Origin of the sequence: Streptomyces sp. NBC_01017 (assembly GCF_045162795.1) — a bacterium.
In the GTDB taxonomy this organism is placed as follows: domain Bacteria; phylum Actinomycetota; class Actinomycetes; order Streptomycetales; family Streptomycetaceae; genus Streptomyces; species Streptomyces machairae.
Genome location: NZ_CP108683.1, coordinates 10,092,732 through 10,115,765, shown reverse-complemented (window position 1 = coordinate 10,115,765; position 23,034 = coordinate 10,092,732). Strand labels below are relative to the sequence as shown.

Sequence of the window (23,034 nt, the reverse complement as noted above, 5' to 3'; positions counted from 1 at the left end):
ACGGCGCGCCGGTACGGCCGGTCAGTGGCCGGCGGCGGCCTTGACCAGGGCGACGGCCAGCCCGATCACCGCGTCGAGCACGCCGGCCAGGACGCCGGCCATGGTGCTGTTGCCCATCCGGACGCCGCCGTACCAGCCCCAGCCGAACAAGCCGGCCACGTTGACCCCGGCCGCGACGAACAGGGCGGTGTCCAGGTCCATCACGTCCAAGGCCGCGGAGCCGATCAGGACGAGCGGGCCGACTGCGGACAGCAGCAACGGGCTGCTGACCCACAGCATCCGGCGCAGCTCCGCGACGGTGGCAACCCGGCCGTGCACTGTGCGGTGGGCCTGCTCGTCGGCGACGAGCGTCGCGAGCCAGAGGCCCACCGCGGCGGCCGCCACACTGGCCGCGGCGCCGGCGGAGGAAGGGTGCTCGGCCACCGTCAGGCCGATCACCACCGAGATCATGGTGATGGTCGCGTACAGCCGTTCCTTGAGCCAGTTGAGCCAATCGGCCGTGGTCCGCGGATCCTTACCCGCCCCGGCCACTGGACCGCCGGCCGGGAGGGGCGGGCCCCCGGCGCCCTCGCTGTCGTCGTGGCCCATGCCGTCAGCGTAGGTGTCTACCTGCCCTGTCTGACGCTACGTCAGGGCGTGTCGCCGAGGCGGGGGCGGCAGTGGTTGTGGCCCCGGGGTCCCGCTTCAGGTGTTCTCGTAGAGGTCAGGGGGCGGCGCCTACCGGCACCCGGCACCCGGCACCCGGCGGCAGTGAGCGCGTCGAGCCGCCGCTCCGATTCCTGCCCGCCGGTCGACACCCGGGCGTACCCGGTACTCCCCGGATCGGCAGCGGGGTGGGGGGCTTTGACGGAAGGTCTCGCGCGCCGGACAGCAGGTTCCGGAGGTCCGTGCGAATCCCCTTGCGCAATGGTCAAGAATCGTTGACCATTGCTCGCATGCCTACCGACGATCTTCCCGAGACGTTTCACGTCACCACGGACGAACAGCTGCGCGCCGTCTCCAATCTCACGCGCCACCGGATCATGGCCGTGCTCCGCTTCGAGCCGGCGACGATTACGCAGATCGCCGCGCGGGTGGGCCTTGCGAAGGGGAGTTCCAGCTATCACGTACGGCTGCTGGAGCGGGCCGGCCTGGTGAAGGTGGTCCGGACGCGGAAGGTGCGGGGTGTCACCGAGCGGTACTACGCGATGGCCGCGCGGGCGATCGCGCTGCCGGATCCGGGCGAAGGCGGGCCGGATGTGCTGATGCGGCACGCGGTGGCGGACCTGGAGGCGTCGCCGGGGGACGGCGAGCGGCACGTGCGGATGGCCCATCTGCGGCTCACCGAGGGGCAGTTCGCGGAGCTGGGAGCGCGGCTGGAGGCGCTGGCGGACGAGTACCGGGAGCTGTCCGATCCGTCGCTGCCGGACGCGTCACTCGTCTTCGCACTGTTCCACCCGGCACGGCGCGAGCAGGCCGAAGGGGACGCCAAGTGACCTCGGACGTTCAGAAGTTGCCGACCGGGTTCGGACGGCTGTGGACCGCGCAGACGGTGTCCTCGCTCGGTGACGGGGTGTCGCATGCCGCGCTGCCGCTGCTCGCGTTGACGTTGACGCGGGATCCCATGGCGCTCGCCGTCGTCACGGCCGCCGGGACGCTGCCGTGGCTGCTCTTCGGGGTGCTCGGCGGTGCGCTGGTCGATCGCTGGGACCGTCGGCGCACGATGTGGGTCGCGGACGCTGCACGTGCGGTGCTGCTCGCGATGCCTGCGGCGGCGGCCGTGCTCGACGTGCTGAGCATCGCGCTGCTCGCGGCCGTCGCCTTCCTGCTCGGCCTCGGCGGGCTGTTCTTCGATACGGCCGCCACGGCCTACCTGCCGGATCTGCTCCGCCGCGACCCCGCGCTCCTGGAGCGCGCCAACTCCCGCCTGCGCGGCGCCCAGACCGCCATGTCCGGCTTCGCGGGGCCGCCTGCGGGCAGTGCGCTGCTCGCGCTCGGACGGGCGGTTCCGCTGCTCGCCGACGCGGTGTCGTTCCTGTTCTCCGCGCTGCTCGTCCGTACGCTGCCCGCCATGCCCCGGCCCGTGCCGGAGGTCCGCGAGTCGCTGCTTCGGCAAGCGCGGGCCGGGGCCTCCTACGTCTTCCGGGACCGGGTGCTGCTCGGGCTGGCGCTCCGCCCGGCGGTCGGGAACGTCGCCTTCCTCGCTGTGGAGACCGTCCTCGCCCTCTTCGCGCACGACCGCCTGGGCATCGACACCTACGGCTTCGGCCTGCTCCTCACGGCGGAGGCCACCGGCGGCCTGCTCGGGGCAGGGATCGCCTCCTACCTTGGCCGACGGCTCGGCACCGGCACCGCACTGACCTGCACGGCCGCAGTCGAAGGGCTTGCCATCCTCGGCCTGGCCGCTGCCCCGAACCCGTACGTCGCCGGGCTGGCGCTCGCCGTCTGCGGGGCCGGCATGGGCGCCACGATGGTGCTCGCGCCCTCCCTCCGGCAGGCGATCGTCCCCGCCCACCTGATGGGCCGGGTCGCCTCCACCTCCCGCATGCTGGCCATGTGCGCCGCCCCCGTCGGGGCCTTCCTCGGCGGCTGGCTGGCCACCACCTACGACATCCGCACCCCGCTCTACGCCGCCGCCGGCCTCCTCCTGGCGATGACGGCCGTCACGGCATCCATGACCAGCAACCGCCGGGTCGAAGCGGCGCTGCGTGCCGCCGCCCCGGTCGGCGGCCCGGATCACCCGGCATCCAAGGATCCCGCCCAGGAGAGTGCACCCGACTTGGTGTGACGCCTGCCGCGAAGGCGTCACACCAAGTCGGGCACCAGGCCCCCGCGGGGCGCGACGAGTGGCCGGGGCGGACGGGTGTGCCGGCCGTCAGTCCTCGTCGTCCTCGGCGGCGTCCGGGTCCCGGAAGGGGCACAGGCCCTGGCCGGGGCCGCCGGCTTTGCTGTTGAACAGGTAGCGGCCCAGGAAGTCGATGTGCCGGACCTTGAGCGGGGAGAGGCGGGCGACGTCTTCGTCCTTGATGTCGTGGCTCTCGGCACGGAGCCGGGCGACGGCGGCGGTTCCAAGGCGCCCACCCCGCTGTACCGCGCCTCAGCGGCGCAGCACCCGGCGCTGGACTGACTCCAGCGGGCCGTGGGAGAAGTGGCGCAGCCACAGGGTCGAGGCGGCGACGAGGGAGACGCAGACCGTGGCCCACAGGCCCATCACCCACCATGGGCCGCTGTCGGCGAAGTGTTCGGCCAGGCCGAGGCCGAGGCCGTAGCAGGCCAGCATGCACAGCACGTTCTGCAGGACGTAGGAGGACAGTGCCGTACGGCCGACCGCGGACAGCCCGTGGGTCAGGAAGGCCGGGAACCACCCGCGGTCCAGGGCGACGCCGACCAGACCCAGGTAGCCGACGGCGACCACCGGGGCGGCGACATAACGGCCGAGGAAGAAGAACTCCTCCCCGCCAAGCCACAGGGCCGCGTTGAACGGAATGCCCACCCCCAGGCCCCACACAGCCATCCGCGAGCGCAGTTGCCGCCCCCGGTCGGTGGGTGTGAAGGCGCCGGCGCGGTGGAGGCGGACGCCGAGCAGGAAGAGGAAGACCAGCAGGCCGAAGGAGAAGACGGGTTCCATTCGCAGGGGGACCGCGTTCTCCAGCCGGAAGGCGATCTGGTCGAACCAGCTGCCGTGGGCGTACACGTCCACCGCCGCGTCGGACACCTCGTTCCCGGAGTCGTCCGAGGGCGCGGCCAGCAGGGCGACCGTGATCAGCGACATCAGGGCCACGTGCAGACTCACCGACGTCCACATCACCGCGCGCCGTACGCGCTCGGAACGCGCCAGCAGCCTCGCGATCAGCAGGGCCGTCAGTGCGTACCCCATCAGCACGTCGAACCCGAAGACCAGGACGAAGTGCAGCGTGCCCTCCGCGAACAGGAACAGCGCGCGGGGCCGGTAGCCGCGCGGCCACGGGGTGCCGCGGCGGGCGGCGGAGTCGTACTGAATGGCCAGACCTACACCGAACAGGATCGTCAGCAGCGACAGGAACTTCCCGTCCGCGAGAAACCGGAACAGCGCCTCGGCCGGCTCGCCCAGCGGGTCCGGCATGGGCGTCCCCTGCAGGAACGCCCACTCCGAGCCAGGCGTGGCGAAGATCCACACGTTGGTCATCAACGTGCCGAGAATCGCCGCTCCACGCAGCACATCGAGCAACGGCAGCCGGGCCGGGGCCGCGGACCGGGCGGAGGACGTGTCGTCAAAGGACGCGCGAAGGCTGTTGGGCATGCCTTCAGGTTCTCCGCGCTTTGCGGCCCGATCATCGTGCGGCCGGACGAAAACGGCGTACATCCTTCGATGCAGTGCAGGCGCCGGCACTGGCACTGGCACTGGCACTGGCACTGGCACTGGCGCGAACGCCGCCTGGCTGGGCGAGGCCTACCGGATCGTCCAGCGTTGGGAGTTGCCTCCGGTGCACGGCGCGGTGGAGACGCGGTCGTTCGCCATCCGTGCCAGGCACTTGCGGCTGACCATGTTCCGGATCAGCCGTGGGTCCGTCTCGTCGATCTGCCACAGGGCTGCATCGTCAGCGGCGGCACAGGGCTTCATGGTCAGCTGGTCGTTGCGCAGCGTGAGACACAGCCTGGTTGCCACCTGCCGCAGCGCGCTGTACTCGAAGTCGTCGTTCCAGTGCCACTTCTGGTAGTCGGTGCCGTTGCAGTTGAAGACGTACGGGCCGTAATCGGCACGGAAGTCCAAGCATGGCTTGTCCGTGGCCTGGTTCTGGAACCCAGTGGTGCGTGGTGTCGCGCTCGCCGGTGTACTGCTCAGGCCCACTGCGAGCGCGACGACGGCCCCAACTGCGGCCAGCCTCTTCAGAAGCATGAGTCCCCCTCTGCTCGACACGTTGTGCCGAGACGGTACCGAGATCTGCCGACGACCAGATTCGGAGTGAGCACGCCTCCACGTCTCTCACCCAAAACCCCGGACACCTCCCGTACCGGAACCACCGTCGCCTCCCTGAGCCGCACGGCTACGCCGCAGAGGCACGCGGCATATCGTTGCCTGGTCGGCACTACTGGTACTCAGGGAGTCAGTCGCGGGCCGCTCGATCTGGTCAGCGTCCGGGGGGACCCAAGTGGTTCGGTCAGTGACTGGGCTGAGCGCATGGCGAAGCAAGCAACGGCTTGAGGCCGTGGAGGACCTCCCGGTGAACCCCGGGCCGTGCTCGTCGCCCTACTTGTCGCCGGACGGTTGCCCCGCAAGCCGACCGAGCGCGAAATTCCTGCCCCTCCACGCCCGACCAGCGCCAGAACCAACCACGCCTTTAGTGCTGCACCCTCGACAACGCCATCACCTACCTGAGCGACCTCAACATGCTCGTCAACCTCGGCGGCAAGGAACGCACCGGCAACGACTTCCAGGACCTGTGCCGGCGCGCGGGCCTGACCCTCACCACGGTCACCCCGCTCGCCGACGCCGAGCCCTTCTCCATCCTCGAAGCCACAGCCCAATAGGCCCCAGCAGCAACGCGGTTCCTACCTTCGCTCGGACACGCGCGGGGCCGGCCCGCCCCAATGGACCGGGCCGAGCCGGGCCCCACGTCACCTAACCGTCAGCTCGACAAGTCGGCGAACATGCCAGGCTCGTACGAACCTCCCTGCATCCGGGTGATCACGCCGAGCCGGTTGGCGGCGTTGATCATGGCGATCAGGGAGACCAGCGCGGCGATCTGGTCGTCGTCGTAGTGCTTGCGCACCTGCGCCCAGGTCTCGTCGGACACGCCGTGGTGGGCGTCGGCGAGCCGGGTGCCCTCCTCGGTGAGCGCCAGTGCGGCCCGCTCGGCCTCGGTGAACACGGCCGACTCGCGCCAGGCGGCGACCAGGTGAATCCGTACCGACGTCTCACCGGCCGCTGCGGCTTCCTTGGTGTGCACGTCGACGCACCAACCGCAGCCGTTGATCTGGCTGGCACGCAGTTCCACCAACTCCTGCAGGGCCTTGGGCAGCGACGACTCCCTGATCGCCAGGCTCACGTTGTACATCCGCTTGCCGACCTTGGCGCCGACCTCGTTGGTCATCAGGTTGAAACGGGATTCCATGGGCTTCGTCCTCACTTGTGCGACAGCGGTACCGCGCGGATCGTTCGCGCGGCGTCCGGACGAACACCAGATGCCGACGCTCCGCTCCTTGTGACAGCGACGATGGTGTGACGTGCGCCACCGAGATCGGATGTCACAAAGCAGCAGGGACCGGCATCTTGTGCGTGAGGGACGCCGGACAGCGAAGAGGTGGGAGTCAGCCGTGACCGAGCGCAGCGCGCGACCGAAGGACACCGCTGAACCTCCTGCTCCCGGCGACGGGACGAACTCCGCCACCGAGGCCTTCGTCGCACACCGGAATCTTCTGTTCACCGTCGCCTACGAGATGCTCGGCTCGGCCGCCGACGCGGAGGACGTCCTGCAGGAGACCTGGCTGCGGTGGGCCGGCGTCGATCTCGACACCGTGCGCGATCCACGCGCGTTCCTGGTCCGGATCACCACCCGCCAGGCACTGATCCGACTGCGTACGCTTCGCCGGCGCAAGGAGTCCTACGTCGGCCCCTGGCTGCCGGAACCGCTGCTGACGGCACCCGACGTGGCCGAGGACGTCGAGCTGGCGGACAGCGTCTCGATGGCGATGCTGCTGGTGCTGGAGACTCTCGGCCCCACCGAGCGGGCGGTGTTCGTGCTGCGCGAGGTCTTCGACCTGCCATACGACGAGATCGCGGAAGCCGTCGACAAGAGCCCGGCCGCCATCCGTCAGATCGCCCACCGCGCTCGGGCGCACGTCGCAGCGCGCCGCCCGCGCGGGGCCGTATCTCCGGCCGAGGCGCAGAACGCGTTCGACGCCTTCCGGCGGGCCGTCGACTCGGGGGATCTGCAACGGCTGCTCGATGTTCTCGCGCCGGACGTCGTCCTGCTGGGCGACGGCGGCGGAGTCGTGCAGGCCGTGCCGGCGCCCGTCGTGGGTGCTGCCGAGGTGGCGCCGCTGGTTGCCGGGCTGGGGCGATTCGGCGCCGCGGCGACGCTGGAATCAGCGCACATCAACGGCCATCCGGCACTGATCCTCCGGCTGGACGGCCGGATCAACACGGTCTTGGCCGTCCGCATCGACGACGGCCTCATCAGCGGCCTCTACGCCGTACGCAACCCCGAAAAACTGTCACGTGTGGAGCAGGAGACCGCGGTGAGCCGCTGATCCCGGACGGCTCCGGGGGCGGCCGTCGGAAAACCGCGCGGGCCTGGGTTCCTTCGCAACGGGAGAGCTCGATTCCGGCCGTGCCGCACGTCGGGTCGAACCGTTGCCCGTCCCGGTGTTCCTGGTCCTCGGCCGGAGTGGTCAGCTCCTGCCGTCCGGCGGTGAGCTCCTTGCGGGTGACCGGCCAGGCGACTGTGGGTCGTGGGTCGGATCGCCGACCTCGCCCACAGCGCCTACCGCGACGCCTAGGGCCATCCACCCCGTCAGGGCCGCCCCCGCCCGGCCCACGTCCCGATCGCCCCCTGCGCGAATCCCGCGCCGAGGCGTGAACGCCCCTGTGCGCGAAAAGAGTTTGCGGACCTGGCCGCCCTTGGATAGACGTTACGGCTGACCCCCCGGTCACAAGGGCTGAGGGGGACGACAGCGAGAGGAGGGGTAAGCCGATGTTCCCCATGATCACCGCGCTTGTGTCCTCCCGGGGCGCGGACCGCATCTGACCCCCGGAGCGGACGGGCGCCTTCACCGGAGTGTGCCTTGACCGTAAAACAGAACGCCCTGACCCTGCCTCCGATCACCGGACGCGAGGAACTCGACCTCTTCTCTCAACTGCCCTACGCCCTCAACCCGGAACTGGCCGACGACCTTGCCGCCGGCCGTCGACGTCGCGAATGGATGTGGGTCGCCCAGCGCGGTGACCGCCTGCTGGCCAGGGCCGCCTGGTGGAGTCGGCCCGGCGGGGACGCACCACTGATCCTGGATGTCCTCGACATCGACGACAGCGCACCGGGTCCCGATCGCCCGGACATCGGGGTGCGGCTTCTGCGGACGGCGATGGCCGCTGTCCTCCCGGACCCTTCGCGTCCCCCGGAGTACAGCCGTTTCATCCCGCCGGAATGGCGTGACAACGCGGCGACCAGGCAGGTCGTCGAAGACCGCATGACGGTACTGGAACGGACCGGTGCCCGGCTCTTCGTAGAGCGCCTGCGCCTGGAGTGGAGTCCGACGTCGCCGGTTCCCGTACCCGGCAAGCGTCTGCTCTTCCGGCCGGTCCGGGATGCCGGTGAACTCGTGGCCCTGATGGCCCTGGCCCTGGACGGCACCCTGGACGCACACGGCCGTGACGAACTGACGCGGATGTCCCCCCAGGAGGCGGCCACCCAGCACTACGAGGGGGAACTCGCCCGCTACACGAGCCCGCGAGACTGGTGGCGGATCGCCACACTGCCGGATGGAGAACCGGTGGGGTTCGTGGTCCCTGCCCACAACGGCTACAACCCGATCATCGCCTACCTCGCGGTCCTGCCCGCGCAACGCGGCAACGGCTACATCGACGACGTCCTCGCCGAAGGAACCCGCATCCTCGCCGAGCAGGGTGTTCCCCGTATCCGAGCCGCCACGGACCTCGGCAACGTCCCCATGGCGAACGCCTTCCGGCGGGCCCAGTACGTCAACTTCGGGCGTGAGATCAACATGATCTGGAACTGATCACGCGTACCGCCCGGCCCGGCCCAGCCCGGCCAACCAGCAAGGAGTACAGGACCGTTGAACGTCGAGCTCCCCCCGTTCGTGCGGGAGACCGCTGCCCAGTTCGGGGCGGGAGCCCCTTACGCCCTGAAGGTCCTGGCCGGCCAACTGGCAGACGACCCGGACATGGGCACGCCGTCCAGTCTGCCCGGCATCCTCACCGTCATCGTCGAGGGCGACTTGTACGAGGACTGCCCCGACCTGGCCGTCGGCTACATCCGCGAGCCGGACTGGATCCAGATCCGGTACGTGAACCTCGCCCCCTCCGCCGAGCCCGTAGTGCCCGTAGTGCCCGTAGTGCCCGTAGTGCCCGTCCAGGAGGAGGACCCAGGTCAGGAGCAGGTCCAGCCCGTCGACCCGACAACCGAGGCCGTCACCGTACGGCAGATCGCCGACGCCTGGCTGCGTATCATCCGCCGGCTCCAGCTCACCGCCCCCGACTCCTATGCCGCTCTCCGCTCCGGCGCTGAACTCTCCGCGATCGCCGCCTTGGAGAACGATCTCGGCGTCCGCATACCCACCGAGCTGCGCACCCTGTGGCTTCTGAGCGCAGGCGACGAAGGGGCCGATGGCTGGGGCGCGGGATGCCTTCCGGGCAACGAGGCCCTGATGACCCTGGACGCCGTCGCCGACGTCTACCGGCGGAGGTTGGACCACCAGGCCGACCACGACACCCGTAACGCGGGCCGCACTGAGGACGAGCGGATCACCGTGTGGAGGGCAACCTGGATTCCGGTTGTCTCGCACAGCCCGGCTGACAGCACCTCCGGCCTGTATCTGGACACCGCGACCGGCTACCTGGGCCGTTGGTCCCGCTACAACGACGCCCCGGGCGAAGAACTCGACACGCTGGTCACCTACTTGGAAGAGGCCGCCGACATGCTCGAAGCTCCGGCGCTGGCCACGCGGGACAAGCCCGGCCTGGTCGGTGGGGCGCTGGTGTGGCGCAGCGGGGTCGGCCACGCGGTGAAGGACCGGTGGCGACCCCTGACCGGCTGACCGGCTGACCGGCTGACCGGCTGACCGGCTGACCGGCTGACCGGCTGACCGGCTGACCGGCTGACCGTGCAAGTGTCCTCCAACCACGACGCGTTCGGCCATACTGATCACATGATGGGTGTGCCGCTCTCCGTACTCGAAGTCGCGATGGTCCAGAGCGGTACGGACCCCACGGACACCTTGAGGGACACGGCCGAGTTCGCCCGTGGCGTCGAAGGGCTCGGCTACCGACGGCTCTGGTACGCCGAGCATCACCACTCCCCCGCCATCGGCGCTTTCCCGCCGGTGGTGCTGGTCGCTCACGCCGCCGCGTCGACGTCCACGATCCGGCTGGGCTCCGGAGGTGTCCTCGCCCCCAATCACGCTCCGATCATGCTGGCCGAACAGTTCGGCACACTCGCCGCGTTGCACCCCGATCGCGTCGATCTCGGGATCGGCCGCGGCCCGGGGACCGTGCACGAGGCGACGGCCCTGGCGCTGCGGCGTGGGGCGGGGCCGGCGACGGACGAGGAGTACCGCGACGACGTGGTGGCGACCCTGCGCTTCCTGGTGGACGAGGTCGCGCTCGGCTCGCTGCCCGAGCCGTGGCTGCTGGCCTCCAGCACCGCCGGTGCCGCTCTCGCCGCGCAGCTCGGTCTGCCGATGGCCTTCGCCCACCACTTCCGCCCCGAGAACACCACTGCTGCGATCGAGCATTACAGCGCCCAGTTCGTGCCGTCCCGCTGGTGCCCGAGCCCTCGTGTGCTGCTGTGCGTGGAGGCGGTGTGCGCCCCGACGCGCGAAGAGGCCGAATGGCTCGTCGGGCCGATGAACGTCGTCAAGGTCGGACTTCTCCAAGGGCGAAGCGACGTCGCCTTTCCGACCCCCGCCGAAGCGGCCGTGCATCCCTTCACCGACCAGGAGCGGCAGGCCCTGGCTGCGTTCCACGCGCATCAGGCGTACGGCGACCCCGAGGCCGTCGTACGCCGTCTCACGGAGCTGACCGACGCGACCGGCGCGCAAGAGTTGATGCTCGTGTCACCGGTGTACGCCCTGAAGGACCGCCTCCGGTCCTTCGAGCTCATCGCCGCGTCGTCACCCGCGCAGGGCGACGAGCCGGTCGCCACCGCGTAGGGCAGTACCCGTTGGCCGCCACTCACCGCGTCGGCGGCCACCACTCGAACAGCAGCAGTGTCGCGTCGTCCCGAAGGCTCCCGGGCTGTGCGTCCAGGATCGAGTGGATCAGTCGCCGTAGGGTCTCCGGCGCCAGTTCGCCCGCGGCGGTGGCCCGGATGATGTAGTCGGTGAAGTGCTCCAGACCGAACATGCCGCCGTCCCGGGTACGGGACTCGGTGACGCCGTCGGTGTAGAGCAGCACCCGGTCGCCGGGCTGGAGGGCGATTTCATGGGTCTGCCGGGTGCGCTGGGCGAGCAGGGACGGCAGCCCCATCGGCGGTTCGGGCTCCCTCTCCATGGCGTCGACCAGCAGCCGCTGGTCCCGGATGAGCAGGGGCGCGGGGTGTCCGCAGTTGGTCCAGCGCAGTACGCCGCTCGCCAGGTCGAGCTGGGCGAGGACCCCGGTGCAGAACTGGTCGGGGAGCCATCGCGCCAGGGCGTCGTCCACGCTCTGCACCAGTTCCGGCAGATCGGCCCCGGTGCGCCGGGCGTTGCGGCAGGCGGCGAGTGACACCGCGGTGGTCAGGCCCGAGGCCAGGTTGTGGCCCATGGCGTCGAGGACGGCCGCGTGCAGGGTGGTCTCGGTGAGGGAGTGGTCGAACGCATCGCCGCCGAGTTCGTAGGCGGGCTCCAGTACGGCCGTGGACACGACGTGCGCCGTGCCGATCGTGCGGGGCGGCAGGAAGGCGCGCAGCATCTCGGCGGGCAGCTGCATGGGTTCCGTGCGGGTCCGTCGTACGAAGGAGTCCTTGTACGCCCGCTTGGACGTGATCATCATGGCCAGGAGAGCGGCGAGGGTACGGCTGCGGCGCAGCGAGGGCGGCGTCAGTGTCGGGGAGTGCACCGCGAGTACGCCGAGCCGCTCCGCGCCGTCCAGGAGGGGGAGCCAGGCCGTCATGCCGCCGGCTTCGGACTCCTCCACGCGCAGGGACTGGGTGCGGTACGTCCAGCCGGCGAGCGAGTCGTCGACCAGAAGAGGGGCGCCCGCGTCGGTCAGCGGGACCAGCCGGCGCTGCTGGAGGTCGGCGAGGTAGATCACCGCGTGCTGCAGTCCCAGGGCCTTGGAGCAGCGGGCCACCGCGGTGGACAGGTCCAGCGCCGCGTTCTCCGGGTCGGCGAGGAACTCCTCCAGCAGACCGTCGCCGGGCTCGGCCGTCACCACCTCGTCTCCTCTCGTCGCGACCGCGGGACGCGGTTCGGGCGCGTCGTTCAGCAGTCTCACATCGCGGCCCGCGGCGTGCCCGGCGACGGGGGCGGGCCGGGGCGGCAGCGGGCCCCGGTGACACCGCCGTATGGATGAGAGGTCGCCTCACGATGCCGAAGTCGGTCGGTCAGTCCTCCTGGACCACGGAGAGCACGTTCCCGGCGGGGTCGGTGAACCATGCGATCGCCGTGGGACCACCCTGGCCGACTCGAACGATGCCCTTCTCGTCGTGGTCGAAGCCGGAGTAGCGCTCAAGGGTCACGCCGCGCCGGTCCAGTTCGGCGACGGCGGCCTCGATGTCGTCCACGGGGAAGTTGAGAATCGTGAACGTCGCGGGGGTGTGCGTGTCCTTGGGATAGACGAAGACGTGCGCGCCACCGCCGAGCTTGACGGTCAGCATCCGCATCTCGCCCTGTCCCGTCTCCTCCACCTGGAGGCCGAGGGTCTCACCGTAGAAACGGCGGGCCACGTCGAGATCGTCGACCGAGAAGCCGCTGTACGCGTGCGATTGTCCGAGCATGCCGTGTGTCTCCTTCGCGGGTGATCCGTCCTGACATCTCAGGGCACATCACCCGCGCCGCGCCCGGCGGCACGGCGCGCTGGCAGCCGTCCGGATGGTCGTGCGTCCTTCAGCCGGGCGGCCCAACTCCCCTGCCGGGTTTGCGGATCGACGACGCACACAACATCGGAGTTGGCCTATACCAAAGTCTTGACAGTGGTTTCCGTCACTTCTTAAATCATGCATTGAAATAAGCGTCACCCCTCACCCCCCTTCACCCCCCACTCATGCCGCTTCGTCGGCGCAGGAGAAGACATGCCCCCTACCTCGCGACCAGCCATCAGAGGCCGCGGTCCGTTGACCGCGGCCTTCGTCGCCGCCGCCACGGCCGCCTCGCTCCTCAGCGCCGTCCAGCCGACCCAGGCCGTTCCGGAACGCGCTGCCGACGCGGCCCCTTCCGCCGCCGCCCTCCCCACCAGCTGGTCCACGGTGGTGAACAGCGGCAGCGGCAAGTGCCTGGACGCACGAGCGGCCGCCACCGTCAACGGCACGGCGGTGCAGCAGTACGCCTGCAACAACAGCACGGCGCAGCAGTGGAGCTTCACATCGACCAGCGACGGCTACGTGCGGATCAACAACCGCAACGACGCCCAGCAGGTGGTGGACGTCAGCGATGTGTCCACGGCCGACAACGCGGCCGTGCATCTGTGGACGTACGGCGGCGGCAACAACCAGCAGTGGCAGGCCGTCGACGAGGGCGGCGGCGCCTACCACTTCGTCAACCGGAACAGCGGCAAGTGCCTTGACGTACCGTCCGCCTCGACGGCCGACAGCGTCCAGCTGGTGCAGTACACCTGCAACGGATCTGCCGCCCAGCGCTTCCAGGTCGCGCCCGTGAGCACCGCCCCGGGGGATGTCGACCTCGGCCCGAACGTGGTCGTCTTCGATCCGTCGATGCCGTCGTCCACGATCCAGAGCCGGCTGAACTCGATATTCCAGCAGCAGGAGACGAACCAGTTCGGCTCCCAGCGCTACGCGGTGATGTTCAAGCCCGGCACGTACAGCAACGACGTCAACGTCGGCTTCTACACCCAGGTCCTGGGCCTGGGCCAGTCACCGGACTCGGTCACGATCAACGGCGCCGTGCACGTGGAGGCGGACTGGTTCCCGCCGCAGAACGCGACCCAGAACTTCTGGCGGGGCGCGGAGAACCTCTCGGTAAACCCCACGGGCGGCACCGACCGCTGGGCCGTCTCCCAGGCGTCCGGGTACCGGCGCATGCACGTCCGCGGCAACCTCGAACTCAGCGACGGCGGCTGGTCGAGCGGCGGCTTCATGGCCGACACGAAGATCGACGGGCAGGTCCGCTCCGGCACGCAGCAGCAGTGGCTGACCCGCAACTCCCAGCTCGGCAGCTGGACCGGCTCCAACTGGAACATGGTCTTCGTCGGCAGCCAGGGCGTACCGGGCAACACGTTCCCCAACCCGCCGTACACCACGGTCAACCAGACGCCGACCGTGCGGGAGAAGCCGTTCCTGTACGTCGACAACGCGGGCGCCTACCGGGTGTTCGTGCCCTCCCTGCGGACCAACTCCTCGGCCACGACCTGGGCGAACGGGGCCGCGGCGGGCAGCTCGCTCGGCATCGACCAGTTCTTCGTCGTCAAGCCGGGCGCGACGGCCGCGCAGATCAATGCCGCTCTCGCAGAGGGCAAGAACCTGCTGGTCACCCCCGGTGTCTACCACCTGAACCAGACCCTGCGGGTCACCCGCCCGGACACCGTCGTCCTCGGGCTCGGTCTGGCCACGTTCATCCCGGACAACGGCATCACGGCCATGACGGTCGCCGACGTCGACGGGGTGAAGATCGCGGGCGTCCTCTTCGACGCCGGTACGACCAACTCTCAGACATTGGTGGAGGTCGGCCCGTCCGGCGCCGCCGCCGACCACGCGGCGAACCCCACCTCCCTGCATGACGTGTACTTCCGTGTCGGCGGTGCCGCCGTGGGCAAGGCGACCACCAGCCTTGTCGTCAACAGCGACAACGTCATCGGCGACCACATGTGGATCTGGCGCGGCGACCACGGCACCGGCATCGGCTGGAACAGCAACACCGGCGACACCGGCCTCATCGTCAACGGCGACAACGTCACCATGTACGGCCTGTTCGTCGAGCACTACCAGAAGCACCAGACCATCTGGAACGGCAACGGCGGGCGGACGTACTTCTACCAGAACGAAATGCCGTACGACCCGCCCAACCAGGCCGCCTGGATGAACGGTTCCACGCAGGGCTACGCCGCCTACAAGGTCGCGAACTCCGTGACCAGCCACCAGGCGTACGGGCTGGGCAGTTACTGCTTCTTCAACGTCAACCCGTCCGTCACCGCAGAGCGCGCCTTCGAGGTCCCCAACACTCCGGGCGTCCGCTTCCAGAACATGGTGACCGTCTCGCTCGGCGGTACCGGAACCATCCGGCACGTCATCAACGACCGGGGCGGCCCGTCCAACTCGTCCACCAACGTGGCCAACCTGGTGAGCCACCCGTGAGGCGGCTGGCAGCACGACTGCTGGCGGGGCTGGCCCTGGTGCTGGGACTGACAGCAGTCCCGGCGCCCGCCGGGCTCAACGCCTCCGCCGCGCCCCAGGCACCCGCCTTCAAGGTCATCGCCTTCTACAACGGCACCTGGGACGCCGCACACATCGACTTCGTCAAGGAAGCCAACGAGTGGTTCCCGCGCACCGCCGCTCAGAACAACTTCACGTACCGGGCGACGACGGACTGGAACCTGCTCGCGAACGGCGGGGTGAACGACTACCAGGTCGTCCTCTTCCTGGACGACGCGCCGGACAGCGCGGCCCAGCGGGCCGGCTTCGAGCGGTACATGCGGGCGGGCGGCGGCTGGATGGGCTTCCACGTCTCGGCGTTCACGACCGACGCCGGATCGTGGCCCTGGTACTACAACTCCTTCCTCGGCAGCGGGAACTTCAGGTCGAACACCTGGGGCCCCACGACGGCGAACCTGCGCACCGAGGACCGTACGCACCCCTCGACCACCGCGCTGCCGGCGACGTTCACCTCGGCTGTGAGCGAGTGGTACAGCTGGTCCAACGACCTGCGCACCAAGCCGAACATCAAGATCCTGGCGTCGGTCGACCCGTCGAGCTTCCCCCTGGGTACCGACCCCAACCAGTCCTGGTACAGCGGCTACTACCCGATCCTGTGGACCAACACCCAGTACCGGATGCTGTACGCGAACTTCGGCCACAACGCCATGAACTACGAGACCAACACCCGCCTGTCCTCCACGTTCGCAAGCCCCACCCAGAACCGCTTCCTCATCGACGGCCTGAAGTGGCTCGGCCGCGTGGCTGAGTAGCCGTCACCCTGCCCGCACCCGCTGCCGGCGCCAGACGGACGAGGAACGGCTGTGCCCCGAACAGGCGCAGCCGTTCCACGTGTACAGGCGTGAAGTGGTGGTGGATGGCGGCCGCGAGGTCGTCGGGGTCGGGTAGCAGGAGTACGGCCGTGCCGTCGGGGGCCAGGACGCGGCGCAGTTCCGTCCACCAGCGCGAAGGGGCGGTCGCGAGCAGGCCGCGGGCCTGGACCTGTGCGCCCCAGGGCGGATTGCACAGCACGCGGTCGACCGAGTGGTCGGGAAGGGGGAGGCGGCCGGCGTCGGAACGGCGGATGGCGACGGGCAGCTCGCCTGCGTTGGCGCAGGCCGCGGCGACCGCGTCCGCGGAGAGGTCGAAGCCGTGGCAGCGGGCGTCGGGGTGGGCGAGTGCCGCCTCGATCAGCAGCGTGCCGGCGCCGCAGCACGGGTCGAGGACGACCTGGCCGGGGCGGATGTCGGCCAGCCGGGCCATGGCCGCGGCCAGCGGCGGGTGCAGGGTGCCCGGGATGGTGCGCTGCTTGTAGGCGCGGCGGTGCAGCGGACGGTCGTCGAGCCGCAGCATGAGCGTGGCCCGCGATCCGTCCAAGGTCAGTCGCCAGCCCCAGCAGCCGGGCGGGGGCGGGGTTCCTGCCCGCCGCGAGTGGTACGGGACGCGCAGGCGCCGCGCCAGGGCCTGTCCCACCACGTCCTCGGCGTCGTACCGGGTGAAGGTCCGCCGGCCGAGGAAGGAGGCCGAGATGTCCATGCCGGTGATGTCCGTGGCGGGCGTCGTCGCACTGTGGCGACGGAGGGACAGGAGGTGGTCGATCGCGGTCGGCTCGGCAAGCTCGGCGAGGTCGTGCAGGGCCTGTCGCGTCGGTCCGATGTCGGGGCGCCGGGCGATGAGCAGGAACAGGTCATCGGCGGTGCGCAGGGCCGGCACGGACCGGTGCGTACGGAAATGGACTTCGCGGTGGCGCAGTTCGGTGACGGCGCCGAGCCCGGACCCAAGAACCTCGGCGGCGACCACGGCCTCCAGGCCGCGGAGGCAGCGCGCCACGAGGGGCGTGTGCATGGTGTTGTTTCTTCTTCCACGTCAGCACTCGGGACAGCGCTCCGCTGCCCCGCGTCGTCGGCGACGGGGGATCCTCGCTTCGCCGACGGTGCCTAGCGGAGGTGGAAGAAGTACGTCATGGGCGCAGTCTAGCGGTGGGGTGCGGGCTCGGAGGTCGCGGCCAAGACCCTGGCTCCACCGATCAAGACCCTGGCTCCATCAATATGGACTGAATGTCCCTTACTGTGACTGGTGATCCAGAGCCTCCGCGGACGGGATGGAGTTGGGGCCGTGGCGTTCGCGGAGCAGTCGGCGCCGGAGGTCGGGCGTCGGTCCTGGGCACCGTTGCTGGCGGTCTGCGCCGGATACTTCATGGTGATCCTGGATGTGACGGTGCTCAATGTCGCCGTGCCGGTGATCGGCCGGGAACTGTCGGCCTCGCTGACCGGCATCCAGTGGATCACCGACGGCTACACCCTGGTCTTCGCCGGCTTTCTGCTGACCGGTGGGGCGCTGGGCGACCGGCTGGGCAATCGTCGGGTCTTCTGCTCGGGCGTGGCGGTGTTCACGGTGTCGTCGGCCGCGTGCGCGCTCGCGCCGAACACCGCCTCCCTCGTGGCGGCCCGGCTGGTGGAGGGGCTGGGCGCGGCGCTGATCGTGCCCGGTTCGCTGGCGCTGCTCCAGCAGGCCTACCCGGAGCCGGCCGCACGATCACGGGCCTTCGGGCTGTGGGGTTCGATGGCGGGCATCGCGGCTTCTGCCGGACCGCTGCTGGGCGGGCTGCTCGTCTCCACGGTGGGCTGGCGCTGGGTGTTCCTCATCAACCTGCCCGTCGGCGTGGCCTGTCTGGCCCTGACGCTGCGTCACGTCGCGCGCTCGCCCCGGCGTGCCGACCGGTCCCTGGACTGGCCGGCGCAGGTCGCGGTCGTGGCCGCGGTGGCGCTGCTGACCGCGTCACTCAACGAGGCCGGACGGCGCGGCTGGTCCGACCCGGCGGTGCTCGCAGGGGTGGGCCTGGCCATGCTGGCCGCCGGGGCCTTCGTGGTCCGCGAGCGGCTGGCCCGCGCCCCCGCCCTGCCGCTGAACCTGCTGCGCTCTCGCACCATGAGCGGCGGAGCCGCCATCGGCCTGCTGTTCAACTTCGGCTTCTACGGCATGGTGTTCACCGCCAGCCTGTACTTCCAGCATCAGCGCGGCTTCAGCGCCCTCGGCACCGGGCTGGCACTTTTTCCTGCGGTGGCGATGACCATGTTCGCGTCCGTCCTGTCCGGGCGGCTGACCCGCCGCACGGGCGATCGTCCGCTGGTGATCTCCGGCATGCTCCTGGCCGCCGCGGGGCTCGCCGGCTGGGCCGCGGCGGGAGCCGATCCCGCATACGCGCTGCTCGTGGCGCCGATGATGGCCGCCGGATTCGGCACCTCCTTCGCCCTCACCGGCTCGACCGCCACCGTGATGGGCGCGGCACCCCCCGCGTACTCGGGGGCCGCCTCCGCCCTGTTCAACACCACCCGCCAGATCGGCAGCGCCACCGGCGTGGCCCTCGGCGGCAGCCTGCTCGCGACGGCCACCAACTACAACACCGGGCTGCGCACCAGCATGGCCATCGGCGCACTCGCCTACCTCACAGCCGCAGGCCTCGCGTGGCTGTGCGTGCCGGGGAAGTCCGAGAGGGCGTAGGGGACTTGGGGGCCAGGCGGCCGACTTCAGGAACGGGAATCGCTTGGGCGCCCGGCTCCGGCGGCGTGCCGGAGTCCAGGGCGGCGTCCGGTACTCGACGACGATGATGTCCAGCACGATCCGAGCCAGTCCGGCGACATTGCGCGGCAGAGCCCACCGCTCTCGGGGGTGGTTCTCCTCCGGGGCGGCGTTCGCGTCGCGGCGCTGGAGGTGACACTCCCGCGCTATGCCGACGCGACGTGCCAACACGACCGGCACCCGGCCCCGCCCCGCAGCGGCCCGGCCGTCGTCGAACTCGGCGTCATGCTGAGCACCCCCGGAGGACGCCCCTCTACGAACGCAAGCGCGCACAAGCGACTCCGCTGGAGCACCTGGTGTGCCCGGTCGCCCTGGCGGGCATCGTCGAGGCGTCGCTGAGTGCTCTGCACGCGCGCCGTGACGAGCTCCTGGGCCGTGCCCTGGACAGGGCCGGCTGCTAGGCGCTGTTTCTCGGATCTCCCTTCGTGGGTGGAGTGTTGGGGGCAGGCTGACTGCATGGGACGTGGAGACCTGACGAATGCGGAGTGGGTTCGGCTGGAGTCGTTCTTACCTCGTGGCGGTGTACGTGGGGGTCGGTGGAGTGATCACCGCCGGGTGATCAACGGGGTGCTGTATCGGGTCCGTACGGGGGTGCAGTGGCGGGATCTTCCGGAGCGGTTCGGGCCGTGGGAGACGGTCTACAAGCGCCATCGTCGCTGGTCGGCGGACGGGACCTGGCAGATGCTTCTGTCGAAGGTGCAGGCCGCAGAGGACGCTGGGGGCCGGATCGACTGGGACGTGTCCGTGGACTCCACGACGGTGCGTGCCCACCAGCACGCCGCCGGGGCAAGGAAGACGGCGCCTGCCGCGGTTCCTCAAAGGGGGGCCCGCCCGCGGACGAACCAGGTCGATCCGGTGCTTCGGAAACTGACCGTCCGGCTGGAGGGGGTGGTCAGATCGGCGAGTGTCTGGGGCGCTCCCGCGGCGGCTTCACCACCAAGATCCACCTCGCAGCCGACGGACGATGCCGGCCACTCGCCCTTCTCCTGACACCCGGACACTTCGGTGATGGCCCCCAACTCGAGCCCGTCCTGGAGCGGGTGTCGGTGCCCCGCATCGGCGTCGGCCGGCCCCGCAGCCGCCCCGACCATGTCCTGGCCGACAAGGCCTACACATCCCGTGAAAACCGCCGCTACCTGCGACGACGCGGGATATCGCACACCATCCCCGAACGGCTCGACCAACGCAGACACCGACGCAACCGCGGTTCCCAAGGTGGCCGACCCACCGGGTTCGACCGCGAACACTACAAGAAACGCAACACCGTCGAACGTGCCATCAACCGCCTGAAAGGCTTCCGCGCTGTCGCCACACGCTACGAGAAACGGGCCGACACCTACCTCGGCACCGTCACCCTCGCAGCACTCATCATCTGGCTCCGCACATGATCCGAGAAACAGCGCCTAGGGCTTCTCCTGCGTCACTCTCGGCGACGACCCTGCGCACGATGTCACCGCTCGCGCTTGTGTGGTGCTCGACGGCACCCGCTCCTCCGCGGACGACCGCTGCTCCGTTCCAGGTGACCGCCGCCGAAAGCCCCGTCCCGACACTCGGCGACCCCCACGTGGAATGCTGGGTGCACAGCCTCACCGAGGCGAACCGAGAGGTGGCGGGTGCGATGGACTGGGCTCGGTTCGCGCAGGAGCTGGCGTCGATGGCTCGGGATCTGCTCTCGCAGGAGTCGGTGGATGCCACCCTGGAACGGATCACCGATTCGGCCACCAGGCTGGTGGAGGGCTGCGAGGCGGCCGGCATCCTGGTGCTGCACGGCAAGAAGGTCCAGACGCTGGCACCCACGGAGGAACTGGTCGTCCTCAGTGACCAGCTGCAGGAGCGGCTGCGCGAGGGGCCCTGCTTCGACGCCGCTCACACCAAGGACGGAGAGCGGGTGTTCCGTATCCCTGACTTCGCCCTTGACCAGCAGAAGTGGCCCTCCTTCGCCCCCCAGGCCCACGAGCTCGGGGTGGGCAGCATGATGGGCTTCCTGCTGTACACCGAGGACGAAGATCTCGGTGCATTGAACGTCTACTCCCGCAAGCGAGGCGCGTTCACCGAGGCCAGCGAGCTGGCCGGCTGGCTGCTGGCCTCCCACGCCGCGGTCGCGTTCTCCAGTGCCCGCGCGCACGCCCAGATGGAGAACGCCGTCGCCACCCGCCACATGATCGGCGAGGCCATGGGCATCCTCATGGGCAGCCACAACCTCACAGAGGAACAGGCGTTCGACATACTGCGCCGGTACTCGCAGAAGAACAACATCAAGCTCCGCGAGGTCGCCGCAATGATCTGCGAGCGGGGCGGTCTGTCGTGAAGCGGCACAGTCGGCTCCCCCGGCTCGTGGTCTGAACCAGAGGAGCCTGACCAGGTCAGCCCCCAAGGGGATCGCCGCTGAGCCCGGTCTTTACGCCAAGTCCCCATCTCCGCGTTTTTCACGCACGCACCGGACCCCGGATTGTCGGACCTCCTCCTGCGCCGATGCACGGGCTGCGGCGCGGCCCCGCCGCGGCCGGGACGCGGAGCCGCACGAATGAAAGCCGCCACTCCAACGGGGGTCTTCGGTGCGGAGCGCCCGCGACCTCGGCATTCGCTCCTTGAGGATCTTGATCGTCAGCCGCTGTGACTGACCCTGACGAGGAGCGGAAGAGATGTCCCATCGCCGTGTCCGGCCTGCGCCGCGTTCCCGCCTGATCACCTGGTGGGCAACCGCCGGTGCGGTCACAGCTCTGGCACTCGGCCTACCCGGTACATCGGTCGCGGCCGACCGTCCGACCCCGCCGGAGGGAGGGATCACCGCGGCCCCCGCCGCCTTCGTCCGAGGAACCCTCCAGCCGGAAGCCGCGCCGCCCAGGGCGAACAACTGGAAGTGCCGGCCTACCGCTGCCCACCCCCGCCCGGTCGTCCTGCTGCACGCGACCCTCACGAACGCCCACACGAACTGGAGCATGCTGTCGCCCCAGCTGAAGAGGGCCGGGTACTGCGTCTTCGCGCCCAACTACGGCGGGGCACCGGGAGTTCCCTTCAAGGGCACCCGGCACATCCCCGACTCCGCCCGCGAGGTCGCCCGTTACGTCGACCGAGTCCTCAAGGCCACCGGTTCCCGCCAGGTCGACCTGGTGGGGCACTCCCAGGGCGGAGGTCTGCTGCCCCGCTGGTACCTGCGGTTCGAGGGCGGCACGAACCCCGCGCGTCCGTCGCACAACAAGGTGCGCCGGCTCATCGCTCTGGCCCCGTCCAACCACGGCACGACCCTGTCCGGTCTGGGCACCCTCACCACCGCGCTCGGCCTCAACCCGACGGTGTCGGCCGTGGCAGGGCAGGCGTTCTCGGACCAGATGGTGGGGTCCCGGGTGAACACCACGCTGGACCGGGACGGCGACACACAACGAGGCGTCGCGTACACCGTCATCGCCACCCGGTACGACGAGGCCGTCACGCCGTACCACAACCAGTTCCTGACGGCGGGGCCGGGCGCGACCGTACGCAACATCACACTCCAGGACGTCTGTCCCCAGGACCGCTCCGAGCACCTGTCGATCGCCTACGACTCGAACGCCGCCCAGCTCGTCCTGAACGCTCTCGACCCCGCACATGCCCAACGCGTGCACTGCCGCTTTTCGGCACCCCTTCTGGGCGGTTGAGGCACGTTCTGAAGCCGCCCGGCCCGGTCAGTTCGACCTGGCCGCGTCGATTGTGCAGAATCAGGGCCATGAGCGAGAACGTGTTCTTCAATATTTCTGCTGGTGGCGAGGACCTCGGCCGTATCGTCTTCCGGCTGTTCGATGATGTCGTGCCCAAGACCGCACGCAACTTCCGTGAGCTGGCGACCGGCCAGCACGGTTACGGCTACAAGGGTTCGCCCTTCCACCGGGTCATCCCGGAGTTCATGCTGCAGGGCGGTGACTTCACCGCGGGCAACGGCACCGGCGGCAAGAGCATCTACGGTGAGACGTTCGCCGACGAGAACTTCCAGCTGAAGCACGACAGGCCGTTCCTGCTCAGCATGGCCAACGCGGGCCCGGGCACCAACGGCTCGCAGTTCTTCGTCACCACCGTGGTGACGCCGTGGCTGGACGGCAAGCACGTCGTCTTCGGCGAGGTCATCGAGGGCGAGGACGTCGTCAAGGCGGTCGAGGCCCTGGGCAGCCGCTCGGGCGCGACGGCCAAGAAGATCGTCGTCGAGGACAGCGGCATCGTCGCCTGACCCAGCCTCAGCCGCATATCAGGGCTATCAGGTCCATCAGGTCCGCACCATGCGGGCCCG

19 protein-coding genes and 3 pseudogenes are annotated in these 23,034 nt (G+C 69.9%); 14 read left to right on the top strand and 8 right to left on the bottom strand.

Annotation, left to right across the window (positions count from 1 at the left end; all coding sequences use genetic code 11):
• Positions 1–21: 21 nt before the first annotated feature.
• Positions 22–588: a hypothetical protein gene (locus OG331_RS46205; protein ID WP_406208911.1), complete on the bottom strand. Its 567-nt coding sequence runs from the start codon at positions 586–588 to the stop codon at positions 22–24.
• Between the two features lie 347 nt (positions 589–935).
• Between OG331_RS46205 and OG331_RS46200 the strand changes: the two genes are divergently transcribed.
• Positions 936–1,475 carry an ArsR/SmtB family transcription factor gene (locus OG331_RS46200; RefSeq protein WP_406208908.1) on the top strand — a complete coding sequence of 180 codons (540 nt, stop codon included), beginning with the start codon at positions 936–938 and terminating at the stop codon, positions 1,473–1,475.
• The gene (locus OG331_RS46195; RefSeq protein WP_406208905.1) at positions 1,472–2,767 is read left to right on the top strand and encodes an MFS transporter; all 1,296 of its coding nucleotides are present in this window, start codon (positions 1,472–1,474) and stop codon (positions 2,765–2,767) included. Before OG331_RS46200 ends, OG331_RS46195 begins: the two co-directional genes overlap by 4 nt.
• 87 nt (positions 2,768–2,854) lie before the next feature.
• Here OG331_RS46195 and OG331_RS46190 read toward each other — a convergent pair whose 3' ends face one another.
• From OG331_RS46190 to OG331_RS46180, 3 genes are all read right to left on the bottom strand, one after another.
• Positions 2,855–3,007, bottom strand: coding sequence for a hypothetical protein (locus OG331_RS46190; RefSeq protein ID WP_406210773.1), 153 nt, complete (start codon positions 3,005–3,007; stop codon positions 2,855–2,857).
• 69 nt (positions 3,008–3,076) lie between these two features.
• The gene (locus OG331_RS46185) at positions 3,077–4,258 is read right to left on the bottom strand and encodes a DUF418 domain-containing protein (protein ID WP_406208902.1); all 1,182 of its coding nucleotides are present in this window, start codon (positions 4,256–4,258) and stop codon (positions 3,077–3,079) included.
• Positions 4,259–4,408: 150 nt separating this feature from the next.
• The gene (locus OG331_RS46180; protein WP_406208900.1) at positions 4,409–4,855 is read right to left on the bottom strand and encodes an RICIN domain-containing protein; all 447 of its coding nucleotides are present in this window, start codon (positions 4,853–4,855) and stop codon (positions 4,409–4,411) included.
• Between the two features lie 461 nt (positions 4,856–5,316).
• Between OG331_RS46180 and OG331_RS46175 the strand changes: the two are divergent.
• Positions 5,317–5,487: pseudogene (locus tag OG331_RS46175) on the top strand (methyltransferase); the annotation flags it as partial.
• Positions 5,488–5,585: 98 nt separating this feature from the next.
• On the opposite strand, the gene OG331_RS46170 reads toward OG331_RS46175, so the two are convergent.
• Complete coding sequence (locus OG331_RS46170; RefSeq protein ID WP_406208897.1) at positions 5,586–6,071, bottom strand: carboxymuconolactone decarboxylase family protein; 486 nt, start codon at positions 6,069–6,071, stop codon at positions 5,586–5,588.
• Positions 6,072–6,273: 202 nt separating this feature from the next.
• On the opposite strand from OG331_RS46170, the gene OG331_RS46165 reads away from it, so the two are divergent.
• The 4 genes from OG331_RS46165 (at position 6,274) to OG331_RS46150 (ending at position 10,845) form a co-directional block, all read left to right on the top strand.
• Positions 6,274–7,209 carry an RNA polymerase sigma-70 factor gene (locus tag OG331_RS46165; protein WP_406208894.1) on the top strand — a complete coding sequence of 312 codons (936 nt, stop codon included), beginning with the start codon at positions 6,274–6,276 and terminating at the stop codon, positions 7,207–7,209.
• A 534-nt stretch (positions 7,210–7,743) separates the two neighbouring features.
• Positions 7,744–8,694 carry a GNAT family N-acetyltransferase gene (locus OG331_RS46160; protein WP_406208891.1) on the top strand — a complete coding sequence of 317 codons (951 nt, stop codon included), beginning with the start codon at positions 7,744–7,746 and terminating at the stop codon, positions 8,692–8,694.
• Between the two features lie 57 nt (positions 8,695–8,751).
• Complete coding sequence (locus tag OG331_RS46155) at positions 8,752–9,732, top strand: SMI1/KNR4 family protein (RefSeq protein ID WP_406208888.1); 981 nt, start codon at positions 8,752–8,754, stop codon at positions 9,730–9,732.
• Positions 9,733–9,843: 111 nt separating this feature from the next.
• Positions 9,844–10,845, top strand: coding sequence for an LLM class flavin-dependent oxidoreductase (locus tag OG331_RS46150; protein WP_406208885.1), 1,002 nt, complete (start codon positions 9,844–9,846; stop codon positions 10,843–10,845).
• Positions 10,846–10,867: 22 nt separating this feature from the next.
• Here the strand turns inward: OG331_RS46150 and OG331_RS46145 are convergent, their stop codons facing one another.
• Positions 10,868–12,049, bottom strand: coding sequence for a PP2C family protein-serine/threonine phosphatase (locus tag OG331_RS46145; protein ID WP_406208882.1), 1,182 nt, complete (start codon positions 12,047–12,049; stop codon positions 10,868–10,870).
• 169 nt (positions 12,050–12,218) lie between these two features.
• Entirely contained in the window at positions 12,219–12,611 is a 393-nt protein-coding gene (locus OG331_RS46140; protein ID WP_406208879.1) for a VOC family protein, read from the bottom strand.
• A gap of 294 nt (positions 12,612–12,905) precedes the next feature.
• On the opposite strand from OG331_RS46140, the gene OG331_RS46135 reads away from it, so the two are divergent.
• Together OG331_RS46135 and OG331_RS46130 are read left to right on the top strand one after the other, a co-directional pair.
• Positions 12,906–15,140, top strand: a complete 2,235-nt coding sequence (locus tag OG331_RS46135; RefSeq protein WP_406208876.1) for an RICIN domain-containing protein — start codon at positions 12,906–12,908, stop codon at positions 15,138–15,140.
• A pseudogene (locus tag OG331_RS46130) lies at positions 15,137–15,955 on the top strand (ThuA domain-containing protein); the annotation flags it as partial. The gene OG331_RS46135 and the pseudogene OG331_RS46130, both read left to right, overlap by 4 nt.
• Here the strand turns inward: OG331_RS46130 and OG331_RS46125 are convergent.
• Positions 15,930–17,042, bottom strand: a complete 1,113-nt coding sequence (locus OG331_RS46125) for a methyltransferase domain-containing protein (protein ID WP_406208873.1) — start codon at positions 17,040–17,042, stop codon at positions 15,930–15,932. The pseudogene OG331_RS46130 and the gene OG331_RS46125 sit on opposite strands and share 26 nt — an antisense overlap.
• 270 nt (positions 17,043–17,312) lie before the next feature.
• Here OG331_RS46125 and OG331_RS46120 point away from each other — a divergent pair, with 270 nt between their 5' ends.
• From OG331_RS46120 to OG331_RS46100, 5 genes and pseudogenes are all read left to right on the top strand, one after another.
• On the top strand, positions 17,313–18,698 hold the full coding sequence (locus OG331_RS46120) for an MFS transporter (RefSeq protein ID WP_406208870.1): 1,386 nt from the start codon (positions 17,313–17,315) through the stop codon (positions 18,696–18,698).
• A gap of 534 nt (positions 18,699–19,232) precedes the next feature.
• A pseudogene (locus tag OG331_RS46115) lies at positions 19,233–20,164 on the top strand (IS5 family transposase).
• Positions 20,165–20,394: 230 nt separating this feature from the next.
• On the top strand, positions 20,395–21,084 hold the full coding sequence (locus OG331_RS46110) for a GAF and ANTAR domain-containing protein (RefSeq protein ID WP_406210770.1): 690 nt from the start codon (positions 20,395–20,397) through the stop codon (positions 21,082–21,084).
• Positions 21,085–21,418: 334 nt separating this feature from the next.
• Complete coding sequence (locus OG331_RS46105) at positions 21,419–22,411, top strand: alpha/beta fold hydrolase (protein ID WP_406208868.1); 993 nt, start codon at positions 21,419–21,421, stop codon at positions 22,409–22,411.
• Between the two features lie 68 nt (positions 22,412–22,479).
• Entirely contained in the window at positions 22,480–22,974 is a 495-nt protein-coding gene (locus OG331_RS46100; RefSeq protein WP_406208865.1) for a peptidylprolyl isomerase, read from the top strand.
• Positions 22,975–23,034 lie beyond the last annotated feature (60 nt).